Here is a 20,368-nt window from a genome sequence, read left to right as displayed (position 1 = left end):
TTTTCGATATATTTATATAATCCCACATTTTAGTTATTTAATATTTAGGGGGTGAGAGCATTAAAAAGATAGCATTTTTTGTAGTGGGGTTATTAGCAATAGCAACAATACTCTGCGGATGCGTAGACCAAAATAAAGAAGCAGGAGGAGCAGAGAAAGAAGTAAAAGTTGGTGTTATTTTAGACCAAACTGGAGATTTGGGACCAATTGGAGAAAAAATGTTAAAAGCTGCTGAACTTGCAAAAGATGAACTTGATGGAAAAGAAATTGATGGAAAAAAGATTAAGGTAATTTTAATAGAAAGAGATAGCCAAACCCAGCCAGATGCTGCTGTTAAGGCATTCAATGATTTGGTAAACCTTGAAGGAGTTAAAATTATTGTTGGTCCAATGACATCATCAGAAACATTGGCAATTGCAAACCTTGCAAACGCTAAGAAGGTTGTTGTAATCTCACCATCAGCAACTTTAGCAAAAATAAGCTCAAAAGAAGTAGATCCAAATAACTTCATATTTAGAACCGTTGGTAGCGATGCATTGCAGGGTAGAGCATTGGCAGATTTGGCAACCAATTTAGGATTCAAAAAGATTGTAATATTAGCAATTAACAACGACTATGGTTTAGGTATGGCAGAAGAAATAGAGAAAAACTTTAAAGGAGAAGCAAAAACAATACCATACAATCCTAATGCAGCAGATTACAAAGCAGAAATTCAACAAATAAAAGAATACAACCCAGATGCAGTAATCTTAGTAGGTTATGTTGAATCAGCAACAAAATTATTAAAAGATGCAAGAATTGCAGGAATAAAAGCACAGTGGTTATCATCAGAAGGTATTGCTGATAAGGCAATGTTTAAAGACCCAGAAGTTGCTGAATACATGGTTGGTATGATTGGAACAAGACCATACTCACCAAAAGACACAGAAACATACAAGAAATTCGCAGAGGCATACAAAGCTAAGTTTGGCTTTGAGCCAGGATTGTTCTGTGACACTACATACGATGCTACAAAATTGGCAATATTGGCTGTTGCGAAAGCAGAAAGTTATGATGGAGAGGCAATTAAAAAGGCATTGTATGAGGTAAGTAAAGACTACATTGGAGCAAGTGGTAAAAAGACATTTGATGAAAATGGAGATGTCCCACAAGATTATGAAATTTGGAAGGTTGTAAAAGTCGATGGAGAATATGATATTAAAGTTGTAGGTAAGTGGAGCGAAGGACAAATAACATGGAATGAATAATCTTTCTAATCTATTTTCTATTTTTTAATTTTTTTAAATTATATTTTTTGATAGTTAACTATTTTATGTATTAAACCATTAATTATTTATGTTAATTATGATTATGTTTATTTTAATTGATTTGATTTTTGTTTTATTTTTTGTAATTTTCATAACTCAATGTTTATGGTGATGACATGGCAGAGAACTTATTTGAAGAATTTAAAGAACATTCAGTAGCGGAATTTTTTAGGAAAAATAGGCACATGCTTGGATATAGTGGAAAATTAAGAAGTATGACCACAATTGTTCATGAATTGGTAACAAATAGCTTAGATGCATGTGAAGAGGCAGAAATTTTACCGGATGTTAAAGTAGAGATAGAGAAGTTAGGAACTGACCACTACAAAGTCATTGTTGAAGATAATGGACCTGGAATTCCACCCGAGTTTGTTCCAAAGGTCTTTGGTAAGATGCTTGCTGGTTCTAAGATGCATAGGCTTGTCCAATCAAGAGGGCAGCAAGGTATAGGGGCTGCAGGGGTTTTGTTGTTTGCTCAAATGACCACAGGAAAGCCATTAAAAATTACGACCTCAACTGGAGATGGAGTAATTCACGAAATGGAAATAAAGATGAGTGTTGAAAAAAATGAAGGGGAGGTTGTATCCCACAAAACAAGAAAAGGGAATTGGAGAGGAACAAGGGTTGAGGGTGAATTTAAGGAGGTTACTTACAATAGAGGAGAATATGGACCTTATGAATACTTGAGGAGAATTAGTTTAGCAACTCCGCATGCAAAGATAACTTTGAAGGACCCAGAGGATATTGTAGTATTTGATAGAGTATCCCATGAAATCCCAAAAAGACCAGAGGAGATGAAACCACACCCATATGGTTTAACACCTGATGAACTCCTCTACATATCAAGAAAGACATCATCAAAAAAAGTTTCAAGTATGCTTGTTCAAGAACTCTCAAGATTTTCATCTAAAAGGATTAAAGATTTGGAAAATTACATGTTAAGGGACAAATTATTGGAAAATTATAGAAATAGTGTATTTTGGAGCATTGTGGTAAATTGTTATTTAAATGTCAATATCGATGATTACATTAGCAAGTTCAAAGAATATATTGATGAAGAAGAGATAAAACAATTAAAAGATGTTATAAACTTCCTCCCAGAAAGTTTGGATGAACTTAAAAGGTTTATTTTAAAGTATATGATAATGGAATATTTATTTGACAAATTTGATGAAGAAAAGATAAAGGAGATAAAACACCACTTTAAGAAGAAACCAGAAAACTTCATAGATTATGCAGAGAAGAATTTCCTATCTGCATCCACTATGGAAGAATTTAGAAAGAGATTGAAGCACATAACAAAATCACCAGAAGAGTTCGTAAAGGCATTGAAAGAAAAAGGCATGGTCTCTGACGAAGAATTGGAGAGATTTAAAGGAGAAATTAAAAATATATTATCAAAGAATCCCAAGGAATTAACTTGGGAAGATGCAGAGATTATTGTAAGATGTCTCCAAGATATGGACTTTATAGCACCTTCAACAAGTGGTTTAAGACCTATAGGGGCAGAGAATATTGAAAAGTCTCTCAAATCTTTACTAAATCCTGACTTTGTTAAGGCAATAACAAGGAACCCAAAAACCTACAAGGGAGGAATTCCTTTCGCTGTTGAAGTAGCGATAGCGTATGGTGGGGATGCTGGAAGGCAATCTGATGAAGGTAAAAAAATGGAAATTATGAGATTTGCAAACCACGTTCCTCTATTATTTGATGCTGGTGGATGTGGATTAACTAAGGCAGTTAAAAGCATTAATTGGAAGAGGTATGGACTTAGAGGGGAAGATGTGCCAATAACAGTGTTTGTCAACTTAATCTCTACACACGTCCCATACACTTCTGCTGGAAAACAGGCAGTTGCCTGCAGTGAAAATGAAAATGAAGAGATATTCAACGAGATAAGGCAAGCATTGATGATTTGTGCGAGGGAACTTGAACACCACCTATCAAGAATAAGAAGAGAGCAAGAAGAAGAGAAAAAGAGAAAATATGTAATGAAATATGCAAAGATATTTGCAGAAGCATTAGCGAACATAGTAGGCAAACCAGTAGAGGACATAGAGGAAAAGGTCGTGCAGCTCTTGAAATAATAATTAACACACTTATTGCTAATTGCTAACTTACTTAACTTAATACTAAACTTATATTAAACTCATTTAACTTAATTTTATTTTGTTTTTTGTAGATTTTCAAAAATAAATAAAAAATGGGGGATTACTATAAAACCATCTAAGAAATTAGGACAGTGTTTTTTAATAGACAAGAATTTCGTTAAAAAGGCCGTGGATGCTGCAAATTTAACTAAAGATGATGTAGTTTTAGAAATTGGGTTGGGCAGAGGGATTTTAACAGAAGAACTTGCTAAAAATGCCAAAAAAGTATATGTTATTGAAATAGATGAAAAATTAAGACCATACGCGGAAAAAATAACGAGAGAGTATGACAATGTTGATGTCATTTGGGGAGATGCGTTAAAAGTTAATTTTGATGAATTAGGGTTTAATAAGGTTGTTGCTAATCTGCCTTACCAAATATCCTCTCCTATAACATTCAAATTATTAAAAACTGATTTTGATGTTGCTGTTTTGATGTATCAGTATGAGTTTGCTAAAAGAATGGTAGCAAAAGAAGGAACAAAGGATTACGGAAGATTAAGTGTTGCTGTTCAATACAAGGCAGATATTGAATTTATATGCAAAGTTCCACCTTCTGCTTTCTCTCCAAGGCCAAAGGTAAATTCTGCAATAGTGAAAATAGTTAAGAGAGAGCCATTATTTAAAGTTGAAGATGAGGAATTTTTTGAGAATGTTTTAAGGGCTTTGTTCCAGCATAAGAATAAAACAGTTAGGAGAGCGTTGATAAATTCATGCCATGAATTGGGCGTTGAGAGGGAAAAAATAAAAGAAATCTTAGAAAATATTGACTTTAATGTTGATGAAAGAGTTTTTAAATTGAGCCCAAAAGAGATTGGCAATCTAAGTAATCTATTGTACAATCATTTGCGTTATAAATGACCACAGTTCTCGATGAATTAAAATTTTTGGCAAAGTTTAAATTTAATTTTTAAATTAATTTTTAAATAAAAATTAACAAACAATAAAAAGTGGTGATATGATGAGGGTAGTTGAATATTTAAAAAAGCTTGCAGAGGAAAAAGGAATTTCTGGAAGAGAACATAGAGTCAGAGAGTTAATGAAAAAAGAGCTTGAGCCAATGGTTGATGAAATCTACGTGGACAAATTTGGGAATTTAATTGCGAGAAAGGGAGATAAAGGGCCAAAGATAATGCTTGCTGCACACATGGATGAGATTGGGTTAATGGTTAAATACATTGATGAAAAAGGATTCTTGAAGTTCACAAAAATTGGGGGCATAAATGACCAGATGATCCTAAACCAAAAGGTCATTGTTCATGGAAATAAGGGAGATATTATTGGGGTTTTAGGTTCAAAACCACCACACAAAATGAAAGAAAGCGAGAGAAACAAACTTATTAAATATGAGGATATGTTTATTGACATTGGGGCAGAGAGTAGGGAAGAGGCAATTGAAATGGGTGTTGAGATAGGAACATGGGTTACATTCAAGTCAGAATTCAATGAGTTAGGGAAAAACAGATTTACATGCAAAGCATTTGATGATAGGGTAGGATGTGCAGTTTTATTGGAAGTTATGAGGAGAATTAAAGATGAGGACTTGAACTGCCAAGTTTATGCAGTAGGAACAGTCCAGGAAGAAGTTGGTTTAAAAGGGGCAAGGACATCTGCCTTTGGAATAAATCCAGATGTTGCTTTGGCGTTGGATGTTACCATCTGTGGAGACCATCCGGGAATAAAGATGGAAGATGCACCAGTTGAATTAGGAAAAGGGCCTGTTGTGGGGATAGTTGATGCAGCAGGGAGAGGATTGATCACTCATCCAAAGGTATTGGACATGATAAGAGATATCTCCAAAAAATATGATATTCCAGTTCAATATGAAGTCGGTGAAGGTGGAACAACAGACGCTACAGCAATCCATTTAACAAGGGATGGTATCCCAACTGGAGTAATTTCTATCCCAGCAAGATACATCCACACACCAGTTGAAGTTATCGATAAGAGAGATGTGGAAAAAACTGTTGAATTAGTTGTTTCATGCATAAAAGATTTAGACAAATACTTCTAAATGGATTTTTATAGTTTTTATTAAGTTTTTAAAATTAAAGTTATAAGATTCTCATTGCCAAAATCATTAAAATAAAACTTAGTAAAAGTGTGTTAGTATTTGAAGTTTTTAATCCATTTATATTTTTCTTTTTGTATCTATTGATACAACTTGACTTTTAAAAAATTTTAATGATGCCTAATATTCCAAATATTTTTGTCCGAAACTATAATTTTTATATTTTTTAACCTTTCATTACACAATAAACCAAAATTGGGAATACAAGTGTGGCATCAGCCCAAATCTCCACGTAATCTGCCTTAGCTCCAATTTTTCCCCATGAAACTCCTTCTTCAGGTGGGGCCCCACTTAAAGAGCCATCCCATGGCACTGCTGTTGTTATGTATATGGCGTAATCTGTTCCCTCTCTAAATAAATTGGCATTTATAATGCTGTGTTTTGGTAAAGAACCGCCTAAAACAATGCATGCTGTTTCTTTTGCATTTATTGCAATGTCATTTAACTTAACAATATCATTTGCTACATCTATCTTTAATGTTTCATCCTTTTTGCTTTTTTTGTAGAAGTAGAGCATATCTCCTATTGAACCATCAGTTATTGCTGGGCAGAATATTGGGATGTTGTTTTTATATGCCCAATATAAGATGGATTTTTCTTTTTCTCTGCCTAATTTCTCATCCATAAACTTACCTAATTCATAACAAAATTCGCTTGCGGTTATAACTCTCTGCTCTTTCTTCTCCATTTCTAAAATTCTGTCGAAAAATTCTGTCATATATGTTTCAAATTCAATATATCTATCGTTTGGAACAAAAATATTTCCTATTCTATTAATTCCCTTCTCTCTCAAAAATTTACCATTCACATTCCAATCTCCTAATATAAATGGTTTTAAGCATTTTATAAAATCTTCCTCAATTCCTCCTGCTGTTGTAACAATCACATCTATCTTTTTATGCTTTGCTAAGTATGCAATAATCTCCCTAAGCCCTGATGAAACAATGTTTGATGTGTATCCAAAGAATACCGTTATGTCTCCGTTTTTTCTTTTTTCTTCAATTTTTTTCCAGATTTTAATGGCTTTTCCTAAGTGTGTTGCCTGGAATCCAATTTTTTCATAGTAATTTTTAACTGCATCCTCTAAACTTATCTCATCATCCAACCACGGCCCTTCAATAGGAATCTCTTTCAATCCTTCTGTATCACTCTTCTTTAATACAATATCCTTTGGATCCATAATAACACCTCAAAAATTTGTGAACATTTAAAAAATTTCAATGTTGTTGTAAATTGCTATAAGTTCTTAGAATATGGTGTGTAGAATTATTGTTAATTAAAAGTAAAATTTTATAATGCAATGTATTGGCATAAAAATTCTAAGCAGAGAAAAATTTAATCTTAAATTTAAAAGAATTTACTTGCCATTTTTAACACACAACTATAAATAACTTGCTGTTAATTCGAAAAAAATAGAATAAATTGACTAAACTTAAACCCCATTTTATAAAAAAGAAAGAAAAACAAAGAAAAATAAAAGAAGAGAAATTATTCATTTAACTCTTTCATTATCTCGTTGTAAATGCTGAAGTCAAACAAGATATTATCAATTTCACTCTTGTTACTTACACCTTTAAGTTTTCCATCCATTGCTCCTTGTTTGTTCATTACATCAACGAATAAGTATGTTCCTTCTTTCAATGGTTCTGGGTTTGTGTCAAATTTCATGTTTGGTATTGATTCTTCTTCAACTTTCTCATCAACTCCAAGCCATTCTGCACTATCTTTTATAACCAATTCTTTGTTTTCATTAATTTCTTTTGTTGCCAATACTATGAGTTTTAAGAACGCCTTTACAGCATCTCTCTTGTTATTTAAAGCATCTTCTGATGCAGCAATTACACAACATGGGTGGTCTTTCCACATTCCTTTTGGTGGTAAGTCTTTGCTATAAACTATAGGTTTTCCTATGCCTTCTGTTTTTAAAACTTCTGGCGTTGGTTCCCATGCAATTACCGCATCGAGTTCTTTTTGGGAAAGCATTTGTGGCATGGATTTTTGTCCTTTACAGTTTATTAATAAAACCATAGCTTCTTTGTTATTTGGATCTTCAGTGTATGTTATACCTTCTGCTTCAAGGGCTTTTTTTATCATAACGTACTGTATTGAAATAGGTAATGGGTAACCTATTTTAACTTGCTTTCCATTTGCGTGTTGTTCTTTTATCCAGTTTATGAACTCTTCCCAATTATTTGCTGGAATATCCTTCCTTATTACAACTGCTGAACCTTCTCCCTGCAAAGCACTAATAATCTTTGCCTTTGTTCCTTTATCTATTGCAAAAACCGCTGGTGGAACCCCATTTAATCCAATGTCAATTTGGTTTTGTGCCATTAAGGTCATTATCTTTGCTCCACCTTCAACAACTTGAACTAACTCAACATCAGCAACCTTTTTGCCATTTTCATATAGTTCATATTTTTTCTTTGGTTCGATTTCTTTCATGTATATACCATACTTATCCTTAAATAAATTTCCTTCCTTAGCAGCGACAAATAATGCTGCATGGTGGTCTGTTGGAAGGTAGGCAACTTTTAATGTTGGGGTTTCAGTTTTGGTCTCGTTTTGCATGCAACCACTAAATAAAACCCCTGCAATAAGGATAGAACTCAATAATATTACATATTTTTTAATAGTATCACCCCCTTTAACAACATGAGTTAAGTAAAAAACAACTATATAAAATTTTTGATTTTTTTGCATATTATTAGCATTTTAAGAAAAAAATATTGCTCAATATTTCTTATAAGAAATAAAGAAGTTGTATTAAAAGACACATAAGTTATTATGCATTAAACTTATGTTTATTTTTGGCAGTTATTTGATAAATTTAAAAATTATAAAACTAAAAATAAATAAGAATTACTACTTATACATTTTTTCAGCATATTCTTTTACCATTCTCTCCGCATCAAAATATTCAACAATATGGTTAACACAGTTTGCAACTTTTTCCCACCACGCGTCAGAATCATACATTTTAGCAGCTTTTTCCAATTCTTTATACATGCAATCAGCTTCATAAGCATCATCAGTATTTACTCCATCACCAATTGTAAAACTATCATCCGGATACATTTCAGCCCATTCTACATGCCAGCCATCTAATGTGCTCATGTGGATTGAACCATTCATCGATGCCGTCATTCCAGAAGTTCCTGAGGCCTCACAAGGTTTCCTTGGTGTATTCAACCAGATATCAGAACCCATTTTTAATAACTTGCTTAGCTTTAACTCATATCCAGTAAGTATGGCAGCATTTTTCATTTCTCTTGTTTTTGATACTATCCAGTTAAAGGTCATTTGCCCTTGTGAATCGTTTGGATGTGGTTTTCCAGCCCAAATTATCTGCATCTTGTTACTTTCTAATAGCTTCCTTAATCTTTTTTCATCATACAATGGCAAATATGGTCTCTTATACTCTACAAATCTCCTTGCCCACACAACAGTCATCACATTTGGATCAAAAATTTTTCCAGTTTGGTCTGCAACCTCCCCAAAAAGCATTTTTTTCAATTCCATTTTTCTCTCTCTCAATTTCTCATAGTCGTAATTTTCTGCAGCCTCTTTTATGATTTTATCTTGCCAATAATGCCTGTCTTGAGCGTTTGTTATACTGATTATTTCACATTTATCTTTTACCCAACTCCACATTTGGTCTGTAGTTTTTTTATGTTGTTTTGAAACTGCATTTGCTCTTTTGGACATTCTTAATGCTGCAACGGTTAAATTAAATGGATTTCCTCCCAATTTTTCTGCAGTTTTGATATCTACATTACTAAAGAATCCCATGTTTTTAAGTAAGTTTATATCTTGTGTTTCATTACCTTCGGGCATTGGTGTGTGAGTAGTAAAAACCAAATGTTCTCTAACATAATCCAAACCATAATCTTCAAGCATTTTAAATGCAAGTGGTAGACCATGTGGCTCATTTAGATGGAATAATTTGACATTTTCACATTCTTTGATAACCTTATATCCTCCAATTCCAAGGACTATTTCTTGGGCTATATGTGTTAAGTTATTGCTATCGTATAAGTGATAAGAAATTGTCCTTGAAAGGTAGTCATTTTCAGGTATGTCAGTTGTTAAAAAATATATTGGACAAGTGCCAAAAACGTCTTCTTCAAGTTTGTAGGCTTTAACCCAAACTGTAGCTCCATTTATGGTTACTGGAACTTTTAATTTAATATCTGTCAAGAAATCATAGTATTTTCTTACATATTCCACTTTCATTCTACCTTCTCTATCCCTAACTTGGTCATAATATCCATAACTCCAAAGTATGGAAACTCCAACTAAAGGTAAGCCTAATCTTTTAGCAGCCCTAAAATGAGAGCCTGCTAAAAATCCTAACCCCCCAGCGTATGTTTTTAATGGTTGATCGATGGCAAATTCCATACAAAAATAAGCCGTTGGTTTCATGCAATTCAACCCCTAAGCGATTTTCATTTTTAAGTTTTACTTTACTTTAGTTATTTTTGATAATTCATTAAATTATATTGTAATCATGCACTCTATTTATGGTCAATTATAACTTTATATACAAAAATATATATATTTGCTGTAATTAAAATATAACAATATATAAATTCCAAAAAATTGTAAATTCAAATAATTTAAATGTGGGGTAAATATGGGAAAAAACAGAATGGGCAAAAAAGATGTTATAGTGCCACTTGATGTTCCAGAATCTGCAAGAAAAAAATACATAGAAAATTATTTAGAGCTCACAAAAAATACTGGTAGAGTAATGTTGTTTGCTGGAGATCAAAAAATGGAACATTTAAATGATGACTTCTATGGGGAGGGGATAGCAAAAGATGATGCTGACCCAGAACACCTTTTTAGAATTGCCAGTAAGGCAAAAATTGGAGCATTTGCTACTCAGTTGGGATTAATAGCGAGATACGGTATGGATTATAGAAAGGTGCCATATATTGTTAAAATAAATTCAAAAACCCATTTGGTTAAAACATCCCAAAGAGATCCAATAAGTAGGGCTTTGATTGATGTAAAGGATGTCGTCGAGTTTCAAAACAATTCAGGGCTTAATATATTAGGAGTGGGTTATACAATCTATCCCGGTAGTGAATATGAGCACATCATGTTCGCTGAGGCTTCAAGAATCGTATATGAAGCTCACAAACACGGCTTAATAGCAATTATTTGGTCTTACCCAAGAGGCAAGGCAGTTAAAAATGAAAAAGATCCTCATTTAATAGCAGGGGCTGCAGGAGTTGCAGCATGTTTAGGAGCAGATTTTGTTAAAGTAAATTATCCAGAATGTAAAAATGCAGCAGAAGCGTTTAAAGAGGCGGTATTAGCAGCAGGAAGAACAAAAGTGCTATGTGCTGGAGGACCAAGTGTAGATGTTAAGGCATTTTTGCAGAGGTTATATGAGCAAATACACGTTAGTGGCGCTGCAGGAAATGCAACAGGAAGAAATATTCATCAAAAACCTCTTGATGAAGCAATAAGGATGTGCAATGCTATTTATGCAATTACCGTTGAAAATAAAACCGTTGAAGAGGCACTAAAAATTTACGAAGGATAAAAAATTAATGGCAAAACCCTTAGGTTTTGCCGTATTTTTTATTTGTTTTTCTTTCTTTTTTAGCCAGTTTTTAAATTTTAAATGACAGTAATAATCTAATAATCTAAAAATTAAGTGGTAAAAATTAGTTCTTTATTTTTCTATCACTCCTATGGATTTGAAAACTGGACAAATTATTTAAATTATTAGCATAACCATAAAAATCAAGTGTTGTTTGTTTATTTTCTTTTAATCTTTCTTTTTTAGGTGGTTTTAATTCCCTAAACTCAAGATTTTCTTCTTCCAAAAGTTTTTTAGCTCCAGACGTTAATGATGGAGCGACAAGGATTCCCCTAATATTGCCTTCACCATATTCATACTTCAAACACTCAACATACCTTTTTAATTGACTAACCGCCTGCAAATCAGCCCTCCTCCTCTTCAACTCAATAACAACCCATCTTCCACTCTTATCCTTACCCAAAATATCAATTATACCATGATTAATTTGTTTTTCTTTGAATAACGGCTTAAACCCATCTTCAATCAATGAAGGATTTTCAAAAATTAATTCAGCCATCTCCGCCTCACTTCCAGTTAATGAGAGCTCTTCGTAATCCTCACACTGGAAGCTACATGCATGATATACTTTGATGAGTTCAACTTGTAAAATTTCTCTTGGTTTTTTTCTAACACTCTTTAATACCAACTTACCATCATGCACTTCCCAACTAACCACACTCCCAGGAGGTTGCCAATTTACAGGTTCTCTCTTAGTATTTTTGTGAACCAAAAAAGAACCATCAGGTTTTATAATAATAATCCTATCTCCAGGTTCCAACTCACTCTTAGCTCTGCCATCATAACGAACTCTACAAAAAGCAAAAAATACAAGTATACTATCATTAACAATTCCAGAAGCAAGTAACTCGACGATATCTTCAGCTTTAGGATTAACTAAATAATTAACTTTCCCGATACTGCCTCCACAATCCATATCCAACACCACACACTTTCAATTACTCCCCTCTACAAGAAATACGCCCCAATTACACAAAATGAAAATGAAATATGATCAAATTTTAAAAATTTAATTAGTGAAAAAAAAGAATAAAATAAATTCTGTTGAGTAAGATCTTAATTATTCGTGAATACTTTCTAAAACAATATCTAAGAGTTCTTTGCTATTTACTGCAATTACATTTAATCTCTCTGTTGCACTCAAGCTAAATTTAAGCTCTTCCCCATTTTCATCCGTTATTATTGCCCCGGCCTCTTTTGCTATCACAACCCCAGCAACAATATCCGTTGGTCTTATATATCTCCTTATGTCAACGATTCCATCCAATGAACCTTTTGCCATATAGGCAAGTTCAATAGCAATAGCTCCCAAAATCCTAACTCTCTTAACATTTTTTATATGGTTTATTCTCTGATTTCCATAAAAGCTTAAAGATATTGATTCCAATTTGAGTGGTCTTACTTTTATTTTCTCTCCATTGAGATAAGCCCCTCTTTTTGGGATTCCCTCATAAACATTCTTGGTCACAAATTCATAAATCATTGTGTAGATTGGTTCATCTTTTTTAAACACTGCAAAACTAAACCCACAAATTGGAATGCCGTTGATAAAGTTGTAAGAACCATCAACTGGGTCAATAACAACCGTATATTCACTTTCCTTGTTGATATTCCCACTTTCTTCACTAACTATATTAACATCCAAAGGTAAAAGGTGTTTTAAAACAATATCTTCCGCCTTTTTATCAACGAGTTTTGTCTGATCCCCACTTGGACTAAAACCAATAAATTTTGATGCTTCTTCCTTTCCAAAAAGTGGCATTATTTCTTTTTCAATGTCTTTTGCAATTTTTAATGCAATTTCGTTCCACTTCATTTTAATCTCCCATAATAACTTTGATAAAAAATATAGTTGTTCGCGTTAATAATTGATCATTATGGTTAATAAAATTTAAAGTAGAGATAAATAAAGTTTTAGAAATTTAATTCTGATATATTGTTCTTTCAAAAAAATCCATTATGCCTAATAAATGCAAAAAAATTTGCGAACAACTATAGTTTAGGTATTGGTTGATAAAATATTTTTGCATTTAAAAGGAATCTAAAAAAATATGAGAAAATCAATTAAACTCCGTTATGATTTTGCTTAACCTTTTTTTGATGCACTTAGTTCTCTTCCATTTCATTTAATGAGTAAACTCCCAACAATCCATCTTTAACGGCCTCAATTGCCTTAATTGCTGCCCTTGCACCTTGGATGGTTGTTATGTATGGGATATTAAACTCTACTGCAGCCCTTCTTATATAGTAACCATCTGTTTTTGCAGCATCTCCAGAGGATGTGTTTATTATCAAATCAATCTTACCTTGCTGTATTAATGTTAAGATATTATCATTTGTGCTTTCGGAGATTTTCTTAACCTCTCTAACTGGAATGCCTTCTTTTCTTATAACCTCTGCAGTTCCCTTTGTTGCAAATATCTCAAATCCTAATTCATGGAATTTCTTTGCTATTTCCCCAATATGCCTTTTATCTCTATCCTTTACACTTATAAACACTGTTCCTGACATTGGCAACTCCATGTTTGCTGATAACTGGGATTTGTAGTATGCCCTACCGAAGTCAGCATCAATACCTATTGCCTCTCCAGTAGATTTCATCTCTGGCCCTAAAACTGGGTCAACTCCAGGCAATTTTTGGAATGGGAATACTGCCTCTTTAACTGAAACATATTTTGGTTTTGCTATTCCAACGTATCCTAAATCTTTAAGCTTTTGCCCCATAATTACCTTTGTAGCAATTTTTGCAAGTGGAATACCTATTGATTTACTTACATAAGGCACGGTTCTTGATGCTCTTGGATTTGCCTCTAAGATGTAAACCTTTCCATCTTTAACTGCATATTGGATATTTATTAAACCGACAATCTTCAAAGCCCTTGCCAATTTGGTTGTGTAATCGATTATTGTGTCGATTATCTCCTTAGGCAATGTCTGTGGCGGAATAACGCAAGCACTATCTCCACTGTGCACTCCTGCTTCCTCAATATGCTCCATTATTGCTCCAATAAATACATCTTCCCCATCACATACGGCATCAACATCAACCTCAATGGCATCTTCCAAAAACTTATCAATCAAAACTGGATGCTCTGGGGAAACTCTAACTGCCTCTCTCATGTAGTCCTTTAACTCCTCAGTGTTATAAACAATCTGCATTGCTCTTCCACCAAGGACATAGGAAGGCCTAACCAATACAGGATATCCAATCTTCTCTGCAATTTTTATTGCCTCCTCCTCTGTAAATGCAGTTCCTCCCTCTGCTTGTGGGATACCTAACTTTTTTAATAGTTTGGAGAACTGCTCCCTATCCTCTGCCAAATCTATGCTCTCAGGGGATGTTCCTAATATTTTGACCCCTGCTTTGTGAAGTTTCATTGCTAAATTTATAGCAGTTTGTCCACCAAATTGGACCATAACTCCCAATAATTCCCCGTTTTCCCTCTCTTTTTCAACAATATTCATTACATCTTCAAATGTTATTGGTTCAAAGTAAAGTTTATCTGATGTATCGTAGTCAGTTGAGACGGTTTCTGGGTTGTTGTTTATTATAATTGCCTCAATACCCATTTCTTTTAAGGCAAATATTGCGTGAACTGTTGAGTAATCAAACTCTACCCCCTGTCCTATTCTTATAGGCCCAGAACCAAGGATGATGACCTTTTTGTTTGGAGATGGATTACTTTCATCTTGCTCTTTGTAGGTTATTTTTTCATAGGCAGAGTAGTAGTATGGGGTTTTTGCCTCAAACTCAGCAGCACATGTATCTACCATTTTGTAAGTTGGAGTTATTCCATATTTTTTCCTCAACTCTCTAACCTCATTTTCGCTCATTCCTAACAAATTTGCCAATTGAACATCAGAGAATCCCATCATCTTTGCCTTTAACAATATTTTCTTTAATTTATCTTCCATATAATCACCATTTTAAGCGATTTCATTCTTCATAATTTTTAAAATTTTAATTTTTAATTTTCCTCTTTTGCCCTTTTTAATGTCAAAAGTCCATTAATCAGGACTACGATTCCTACCAAAGTAAGCAGTATCTTTCCTCTTAGCAAAGCCCACAAAGTCATTGCTACTATTAGAATGTTTATAAAAATTAATATTTTTATCTTCGTTTCTTTTTTCATAATCTCCCATTTAGGCATTTATAGTTGTGTGCGAATTTTTTTAAACTTATTATAAAAACTTATAAAATTTTAAGTGGTCATTTTTCCTCCTTTAAATTTTGAAATTGAGTATTTAATGCCTTATAAATTTTATTAAAGTTATGTTCAATTTCTAACGCACACAACTATAATCCCTTTAATTCCTTTCCAAGTTTTTCTAACTCCTTCTTCATATCAACAATGTTCTTGATTTTTCTAATGAAGAACTCGTCAATATTTGTTAACTCTGCTATTTTCTCAACACTCCAACCTCTATCCAATGCATAAGCAATAACAAATATTCTCTCATCTGTTGGGTTCTTCAATATGTCTTCAATCTCCTCATCGGTGTATTCCTTGTCTTTTCCATCCCCAATTAAACCAAACCTACCAATATCCAAGCTTCTAATTGCCTTTTGCAGTGCTTCCTCAAAACTTCTACCAATTGCCATGACTTCTCCAGTTGATTTCATACTTGTTCCTAATCTCTTATCTACTGTCCTGAACTTGTCAAATGGCCATCTTGGGATTTTTACAACAACATAATCTAATGTCGGCTCAAAGCTTGCGGGTGTTTCTTTTGTGACATCATTTCTAATCTCATCCAATGTCATACCTATTGCAATCTTTGCAGCGATTCTTGCTATTGGGTATCCAGTTGCTTTACTTGCTAATGCTGAGCTCCTTGAGACCCTTGGGTTTACCTCTATAACCCTATACTCAGTCATCTCCTTGTTTACTGCAAACTGAATGTTACATCCTCCCTCAATTCCCAAATGCCTAATGATTTTTAATGCAGCACTTCTCAATTTTTGGTGGAACTCATCACTCAATGTTTGTGCTGGAGCAACGACAATACTTTCTCCTGTGTGTATTCCCATTGGGTCAATGTTCTCCATGTTACAAACAATAATACATGTGTTTTTTCTGTCTCTCATGACCTCATACTCAAACTCTTTCCAACCCAAAACGCTTTCATCAATCAAAACTTGGTTGATTATGGAGTATTTTAAACCTTTTTTGACAATCTCTATGAGTTCCTCCTCATTGTGAGCAATTCCTCCACCAGTCCCTCCTAATGTAAACGCAGGCCTAACAATGACTGGATAACCAATTTCCTCAACGAACTCTAAGGCCTCTTCTACACTATTAACTGCCTTTGATTTTGTTGTTGGCTCACCAATTTCTTTCATTGCTTTATCAAACAACGCTCTGTCCTCACAAATTTCAATGACCCTTGCATTAGAACCTATCAACTCAACACCATATTTATCCAAAACTCCTCTTTTATACAACTCCATTGCAAGGTTAAGCCCTGTCTGACCTCCCATTGTTGGCAATATAGCGTCAGGCCTTTCCTTTTCAATAATCTTCTCAACAATCTTTGGGTGTAATGGTTCTAAATAAACCTTATCTGCAATATTTGTGTCTGTTTGGATTGTTGCAGGGTTGGAATTCACTAAAATAGTATATACTCCCTCTTCTCTTAACGCCTTACATGCCTGGGAACCAGAAAAATCGAACTCTGCTGCCTGTCCTATAACTATAGGCCCAGAACCTAAAATCATAACCTTGTTTATATCTTCCCTTTTCAAAATTCCACCTTTAGGGCATTTTTGATGAACTTATTCCAAAATTTTCATGAATAACCATAATAATTCTATTTTTTGTCCATACTCTAAGCTAAACACTTAATTGATGAAATTATCTGTAAAAAACGATAATTATAAATCATCCTTAAAACTGAAATCTTATCCCAAAATACGCAAATTTTATTTATATAATTTTGGGCAATATGACATCAACACATCTTCAACATAATATAGCACATATCATTTTTAAATTTAATGGATAGTTATAGGTTGAGAACATAGTCCTATAGTCGTGTGCGTTAGAAATTGGAAATATGCTATTGACAAATTCTTAAAGATTCATCCCTTATTTCAAATTTTAAGGAGGAATAAAAGTTATTTAAAAATTTATTAATACATAATTAATGGCAAAACCAAAGGTTTTGCCGTATAAATTCCGCACACGACTATAAATGAACCTTTAAAAGGTTTCATCAAATGGATGGGATGCCTTACTATCTGATGAGTATTCTCTACAATAAATTTAAAAATTTAAAATATTTAAATTAAGGATGGTGATAAGTTGAGAGACATAGTTTTAAAGTATGTACTTCAAAATGCAATAAAATACAATGGAAAAGCAAACCCAAAGGCAGTTTTAGGGAAGTTTTTGGCAGAGAATGCAGAGTATAGAAAAAATGCAAAAGAGGTATTGAGTATAATAGAAGAGGTAGCAAAAGAAGTTGAGAAGTTATCAGTCGAGGAGCAAATAGCAAAATTAAAAGAAATTGCACCAGAGATGCTCGAAGAAGATAAAGGCAGACAGAAAAAAGATAAAGATTTGGAGTTAAAAAACGTAAAAGGAAAAGTAATTATGAGATTTGCTCCAAACCCATCAGGACCTTTGCATCTTGGACATGCGAGGGCAGCAGTGTTAAATGATTACTTTGTTAAAAAATACGGAGGGAAGTTGATTTTAAGGCTGGAAGATACAGACCCAAAGAGGGTTTTGCCAGAGGCCTACGATATGATTAAAGAAGATTTGGAGTGGTTAGGGGTTAAGGTTGATGAGGTTGTTATCCAATCAGACAGAATGGATATTTACTATGAATATGGGAAAAAGTTAATTGAAATGGGTCATGCTTATGTTTGTGAATGCGACCCAGAAGAGTTTAGGGAGTTGAGGAATAAAGGAATCCCATGTAAGTGTAGGGAGAGAGATGTTGAGGAGAACCTTGAACTTTGGGAAAAGATGCTAAATGGAGAAGTTGAAAATGTTGCTGTTAGGTTAAAAACAGACATAAAACACAAAAATCCATCAATAAGGGATTTCCCAATATTTAGAATTGAAAAAACACCACACCCAAGAACAGGGGATAAATATTGCGTATACCCATTAATGAACTTCTCTGTTCCAATTGATGACCATCTACTTGGAATGACGCATGTTTTGAGAGGGAAAGACCACATTGTGAATACTGAAAAGCAGTCTTACATATACAACTACTTTGGATGGGAGATGCCAGAATACCTACATTATGGAATTTTAAAGATTGAGGGTACAGTTTTAAGCACTTCAAAGATGTATGAAGGGATTAAAGAGGGGATATATAAAGGATGGGATGATCCAAGATTGGGAACATTGAGGGCATTAAGAAGAAGGGGAATCCAGCCAGAGGCAATATATGAGATAATGAAAAAGATTGGCATAAAGCAGGCAGATGTTAGATTCTCATGGGAAAACTTATATGCAATAAACAAAGACCTTATTGACAAAAATGCAAGAAGGTTTTTCTTTGTTGAAAATCCAAAGAAGGTTATTGTTAAAGATGCGGAGAAAGAGGTTTTACATTTAAGAATGCATCCTGATAACAAGGAGTTAGGAACAAGGGAATTGATTTTTGATGGGGAAATATATGTTTCAGATGAATTGGAAGAAGGGAAGGTATATAGGTTGATGGAATTGTTCAATATCGTTATTGAGAAGGTTGAGGATAACATTATCTACGCAAAATACCATAGTAAGGACTTTAAAATTGCAAGGGAAAATAAGGCAAAAATCATCCATTGGGTTCCTGTAAAGGACTGTGTAAAAACCACCATAATAGACACTGATGCAAAAGAACATGTAGGAGTTGCTGAAAAGGACTTTAAAGTAGCCAATGTCGGTGAAATCGTGCAGTTTGAGAGAGTTGGGTTTGTTAGAGTCGATAATAAGAAAGATGATGAAGTTGTCTGTTATTTCGCACACAAATAAGGACTAAATTTATTAAATTCATTTTTCTTTTTAGAATTTTTCTTTTTTAAATTCCTATTTTTATGGGATAATTCCTCCTTATATAAAATTGAAGTTAATCAATTTACATTAACATAAAATTTAAATATAATTTAATCTAATTAACACTGTAGTGTGGAGGTGATATTTTGATTAAATCGAAATGGCTCTTGGTATTGCTAATTGGTGCAATAAGCGTTGCGTTATGTGGTTGTGTAAACACCAGCAAAGAACAACCTACACAATCAACCACACCACAAACAAGTCAGGCATCTAATGCTAAAGTAGAAGAGAAAGTTCTAAAAATATTCCATGCTGGAAGTTTATCCGTGCCATTTTCTGAATATGAGAAAATGTTTGAAAAGGAACATCCAAATATCGATGTACAGAGAGAACCAGCAGGAAGTGTAAAATGTGTTAGAAAAATTACGGATTTAGGTAAAAAGGCGGATATCTTAGCGTCAGCAGATTATTCACTAATTCCACAAATGATGATGCCAAAATATGCTGATTGGTATGTTATGTTTGCAAGAAATGAAATCGTCCTGGCATATACTGATAAAAGCAAATACAAAGATGAAATAAACTCAACAAATTGGTATGAAATATTGAATAAGCCTGATGTTAAATTTGGTTTTTCAAATCCTAATGATGACCCTTGCGGTTATAGAAGCCAGATGGTCATGCAGTTGGCAGAGATTTACTACAAAAACCCAAAAATTTACGATGATTTGGTTTTGAAGAACTCAAACATTAAGGTTGAGGAAGAAAACGGAACATACACAATATTAGTCCCACAAAATGTTGAAGTAAATACCAACAAAATAGTCCTCAGAAGCAAAGAAACAGATTTATTGGCACCTTTAGAAGCAGGCGCTTATGATTACCTCTTCATATACAAAAGTGTCGCAGAACAACATCACTTAAAATACATTGAACTTCCAAAAGAAATAAACCTTGGTTATTATGAATATGAAGATGCTTACAAAAAAGTTAAATTAAAACTACTTGGTAAAAATAAAACTCTCGTTGCAAAACCAATTGTGTATGGATTAACTATTCCAAAAAACGCCCCACATAAAAAAGAGGCAATTGAATTTGTTAAAATGGTTTTAGAGCATCCAGAAGTGTTTGAGAAAAATGGACAGCCAGCCATTAACCCAGCAGTTGGATTTGGAAACATTCCTGAAGAGATAAAGCCATTAGTAAAAGTAGAAGAGTAGAAA

General features: G+C 33.6%; 15 protein-coding genes. 7 read left to right on the top strand and 8 right to left on the bottom strand.

Annotated elements, in window-relative coordinates:
- Nucleotides 1-83 precede the first annotated feature (83 nt).
- From METIG_RS00375 to METIG_RS00360, 4 genes are all read left to right on the top strand, one after another.
- Nucleotides 84-1,247 carry an ABC transporter substrate-binding protein gene (locus METIG_RS00375; RefSeq protein ID WP_013798245.1) on the top strand — a complete coding sequence of 388 codons (1,164 nt, stop codon included), beginning with the start codon at nucleotides 84-86 and terminating at the stop codon, nucleotides 1,245-1,247.
- Between the two features lie 176 nt (nucleotides 1,248-1,423).
- Complete coding sequence (locus tag METIG_RS00370; protein ID WP_013798244.1) at nucleotides 1,424-3,394, top strand: DNA topoisomerase VI subunit B; 1,971 nt, start codon at nucleotides 1,424-1,426, stop codon at nucleotides 3,392-3,394.
- Nucleotides 3,395-3,523: 129 nt separating this feature from the next.
- Nucleotides 3,524-4,318 carry a 16S rRNA (adenine(1518)-N(6)/adenine(1519)-N(6))-dimethyltransferase RsmA gene (gene rsmA, locus METIG_RS00365; protein WP_048055459.1) on the top strand — a complete coding sequence of 265 codons (795 nt, stop codon included), beginning with the start codon at nucleotides 3,524-3,526 and terminating at the stop codon, nucleotides 4,316-4,318.
- 100 nt (nucleotides 4,319-4,418) lie between these two features.
- On the top strand, nucleotides 4,419-5,471 hold the full coding sequence (locus METIG_RS00360) for a M42 family metallopeptidase (protein ID WP_013798242.1): 1,053 nt from the start codon (nucleotides 4,419-4,421) through the stop codon (nucleotides 5,469-5,471).
- A gap of 223 nt (nucleotides 5,472-5,694) precedes the next feature.
- Here the strand turns inward: METIG_RS00360 and METIG_RS00355 are convergent, their stop codons facing one another.
- The 3 genes from METIG_RS00355 to glgP form a co-directional block, all read right to left on the bottom strand.
- Complete coding sequence (locus METIG_RS00355) at nucleotides 5,695-6,708, bottom strand: deoxyhypusine synthase (RefSeq protein ID WP_013798241.1); 1,014 nt, start codon at nucleotides 6,706-6,708, stop codon at nucleotides 5,695-5,697.
- Nucleotides 6,709-7,016: 308 nt separating this feature from the next.
- Nucleotides 7,017-8,231 carry an ABC transporter substrate-binding protein gene (locus METIG_RS00350; protein WP_013798240.1) on the bottom strand — a complete coding sequence of 405 codons (1,215 nt, stop codon included), beginning with the start codon at nucleotides 8,229-8,231 and terminating at the stop codon, nucleotides 7,017-7,019.
- Between the two features lie 162 nt (nucleotides 8,232-8,393).
- Complete coding sequence (gene glgP / locus METIG_RS00345) at nucleotides 8,394-9,953, bottom strand: alpha-glucan family phosphorylase (protein ID WP_013798239.1); 1,560 nt, start codon at nucleotides 9,951-9,953, stop codon at nucleotides 8,394-8,396.
- A 211-nt stretch (nucleotides 9,954-10,164) separates the two neighbouring features.
- On the opposite strand from glgP, the gene METIG_RS00340 reads away from it, so the two are divergent.
- Nucleotides 10,165-11,085 (top strand): aldolase, encoded by a 921-nt coding sequence (locus METIG_RS00340; protein ID WP_048055458.1) that lies wholly within the window; start codon nucleotides 10,165-10,167, stop codon nucleotides 11,083-11,085.
- Nucleotides 11,086-11,209: 124 nt separating this feature from the next.
- Here the strand turns inward: METIG_RS00340 and nucS are convergent, their stop codons facing one another.
- The 5 genes from nucS to carB (METIG_RS00315) all read right to left on the bottom strand — a co-directional run bounded on the left by nucS (nucleotide 11,210) and on the right by carB (METIG_RS00315) (nucleotide 16,891).
- Nucleotides 11,210-12,061 (bottom strand): endonuclease NucS, encoded by an 852-nt coding sequence (gene nucS / locus METIG_RS00335; RefSeq protein WP_013798237.1) that lies wholly within the window; start codon nucleotides 12,059-12,061, stop codon nucleotides 11,210-11,212.
- Nucleotides 12,062-12,205: 144 nt separating this feature from the next.
- Complete coding sequence (locus METIG_RS00330) at nucleotides 12,206-12,961, bottom strand: bifunctional fructose-bisphosphatase/inositol-phosphate phosphatase (RefSeq protein ID WP_013798236.1); 756 nt, start codon at nucleotides 12,959-12,961, stop codon at nucleotides 12,206-12,208.
- A gap of 290 nt (nucleotides 12,962-13,251) precedes the next feature.
- The gene (gene carB, locus METIG_RS00325; protein ID WP_013798235.1) at nucleotides 13,252-15,060 is read right to left on the bottom strand and encodes a carbamoyl-phosphate synthase large subunit; all 1,809 of its coding nucleotides are present in this window, start codon (nucleotides 15,058-15,060) and stop codon (nucleotides 13,252-13,254) included.
- A 53-nt stretch (nucleotides 15,061-15,113) separates the two neighbouring features.
- Nucleotides 15,114-15,278 carry a hypothetical protein gene (locus METIG_RS00320; protein ID WP_013798234.1) on the bottom strand — a complete coding sequence of 55 codons (165 nt, stop codon included), beginning with the start codon at nucleotides 15,276-15,278 and terminating at the stop codon, nucleotides 15,114-15,116.
- 164 nt (nucleotides 15,279-15,442) lie between these two features.
- Nucleotides 15,443-16,891 (bottom strand): carbamoyl-phosphate synthase large subunit, encoded by a 1,449-nt coding sequence (gene carB, locus METIG_RS00315; RefSeq protein ID WP_013798233.1) that lies wholly within the window; start codon nucleotides 16,889-16,891, stop codon nucleotides 15,443-15,445.
- A 559-nt stretch (nucleotides 16,892-17,450) separates the two neighbouring features.
- Between carB (METIG_RS00315) and METIG_RS00310 the strand changes: the two genes are divergently transcribed.
- Nucleotides 17,451-19,124, top strand: coding sequence for a glutamate--tRNA ligase (locus METIG_RS00310; protein ID WP_013798232.1), 1,674 nt, complete (start codon nucleotides 17,451-17,453; stop codon nucleotides 19,122-19,124).
- 167 nt (nucleotides 19,125-19,291) lie between these two features.
- On the top strand, nucleotides 19,292-20,365 hold the full coding sequence (wtpA, locus tag METIG_RS00305; RefSeq protein WP_013798231.1) for a tungstate ABC transporter substrate-binding protein WtpA: 1,074 nt from the start codon (nucleotides 19,292-19,294) through the stop codon (nucleotides 20,363-20,365).
- Nucleotides 20,366-20,368: the final 3 nt, after the last annotated feature.

This window comes from Methanotorris igneus Kol 5 (assembly GCF_000214415.1).
GTDB lineage: Archaea > AGJL01 > Methanococci > Methanococcales > Methanococcaceae > Methanotorris > Methanotorris igneus.
This window is presented reverse-complemented; position numbering and strand designations above follow the sequence as displayed.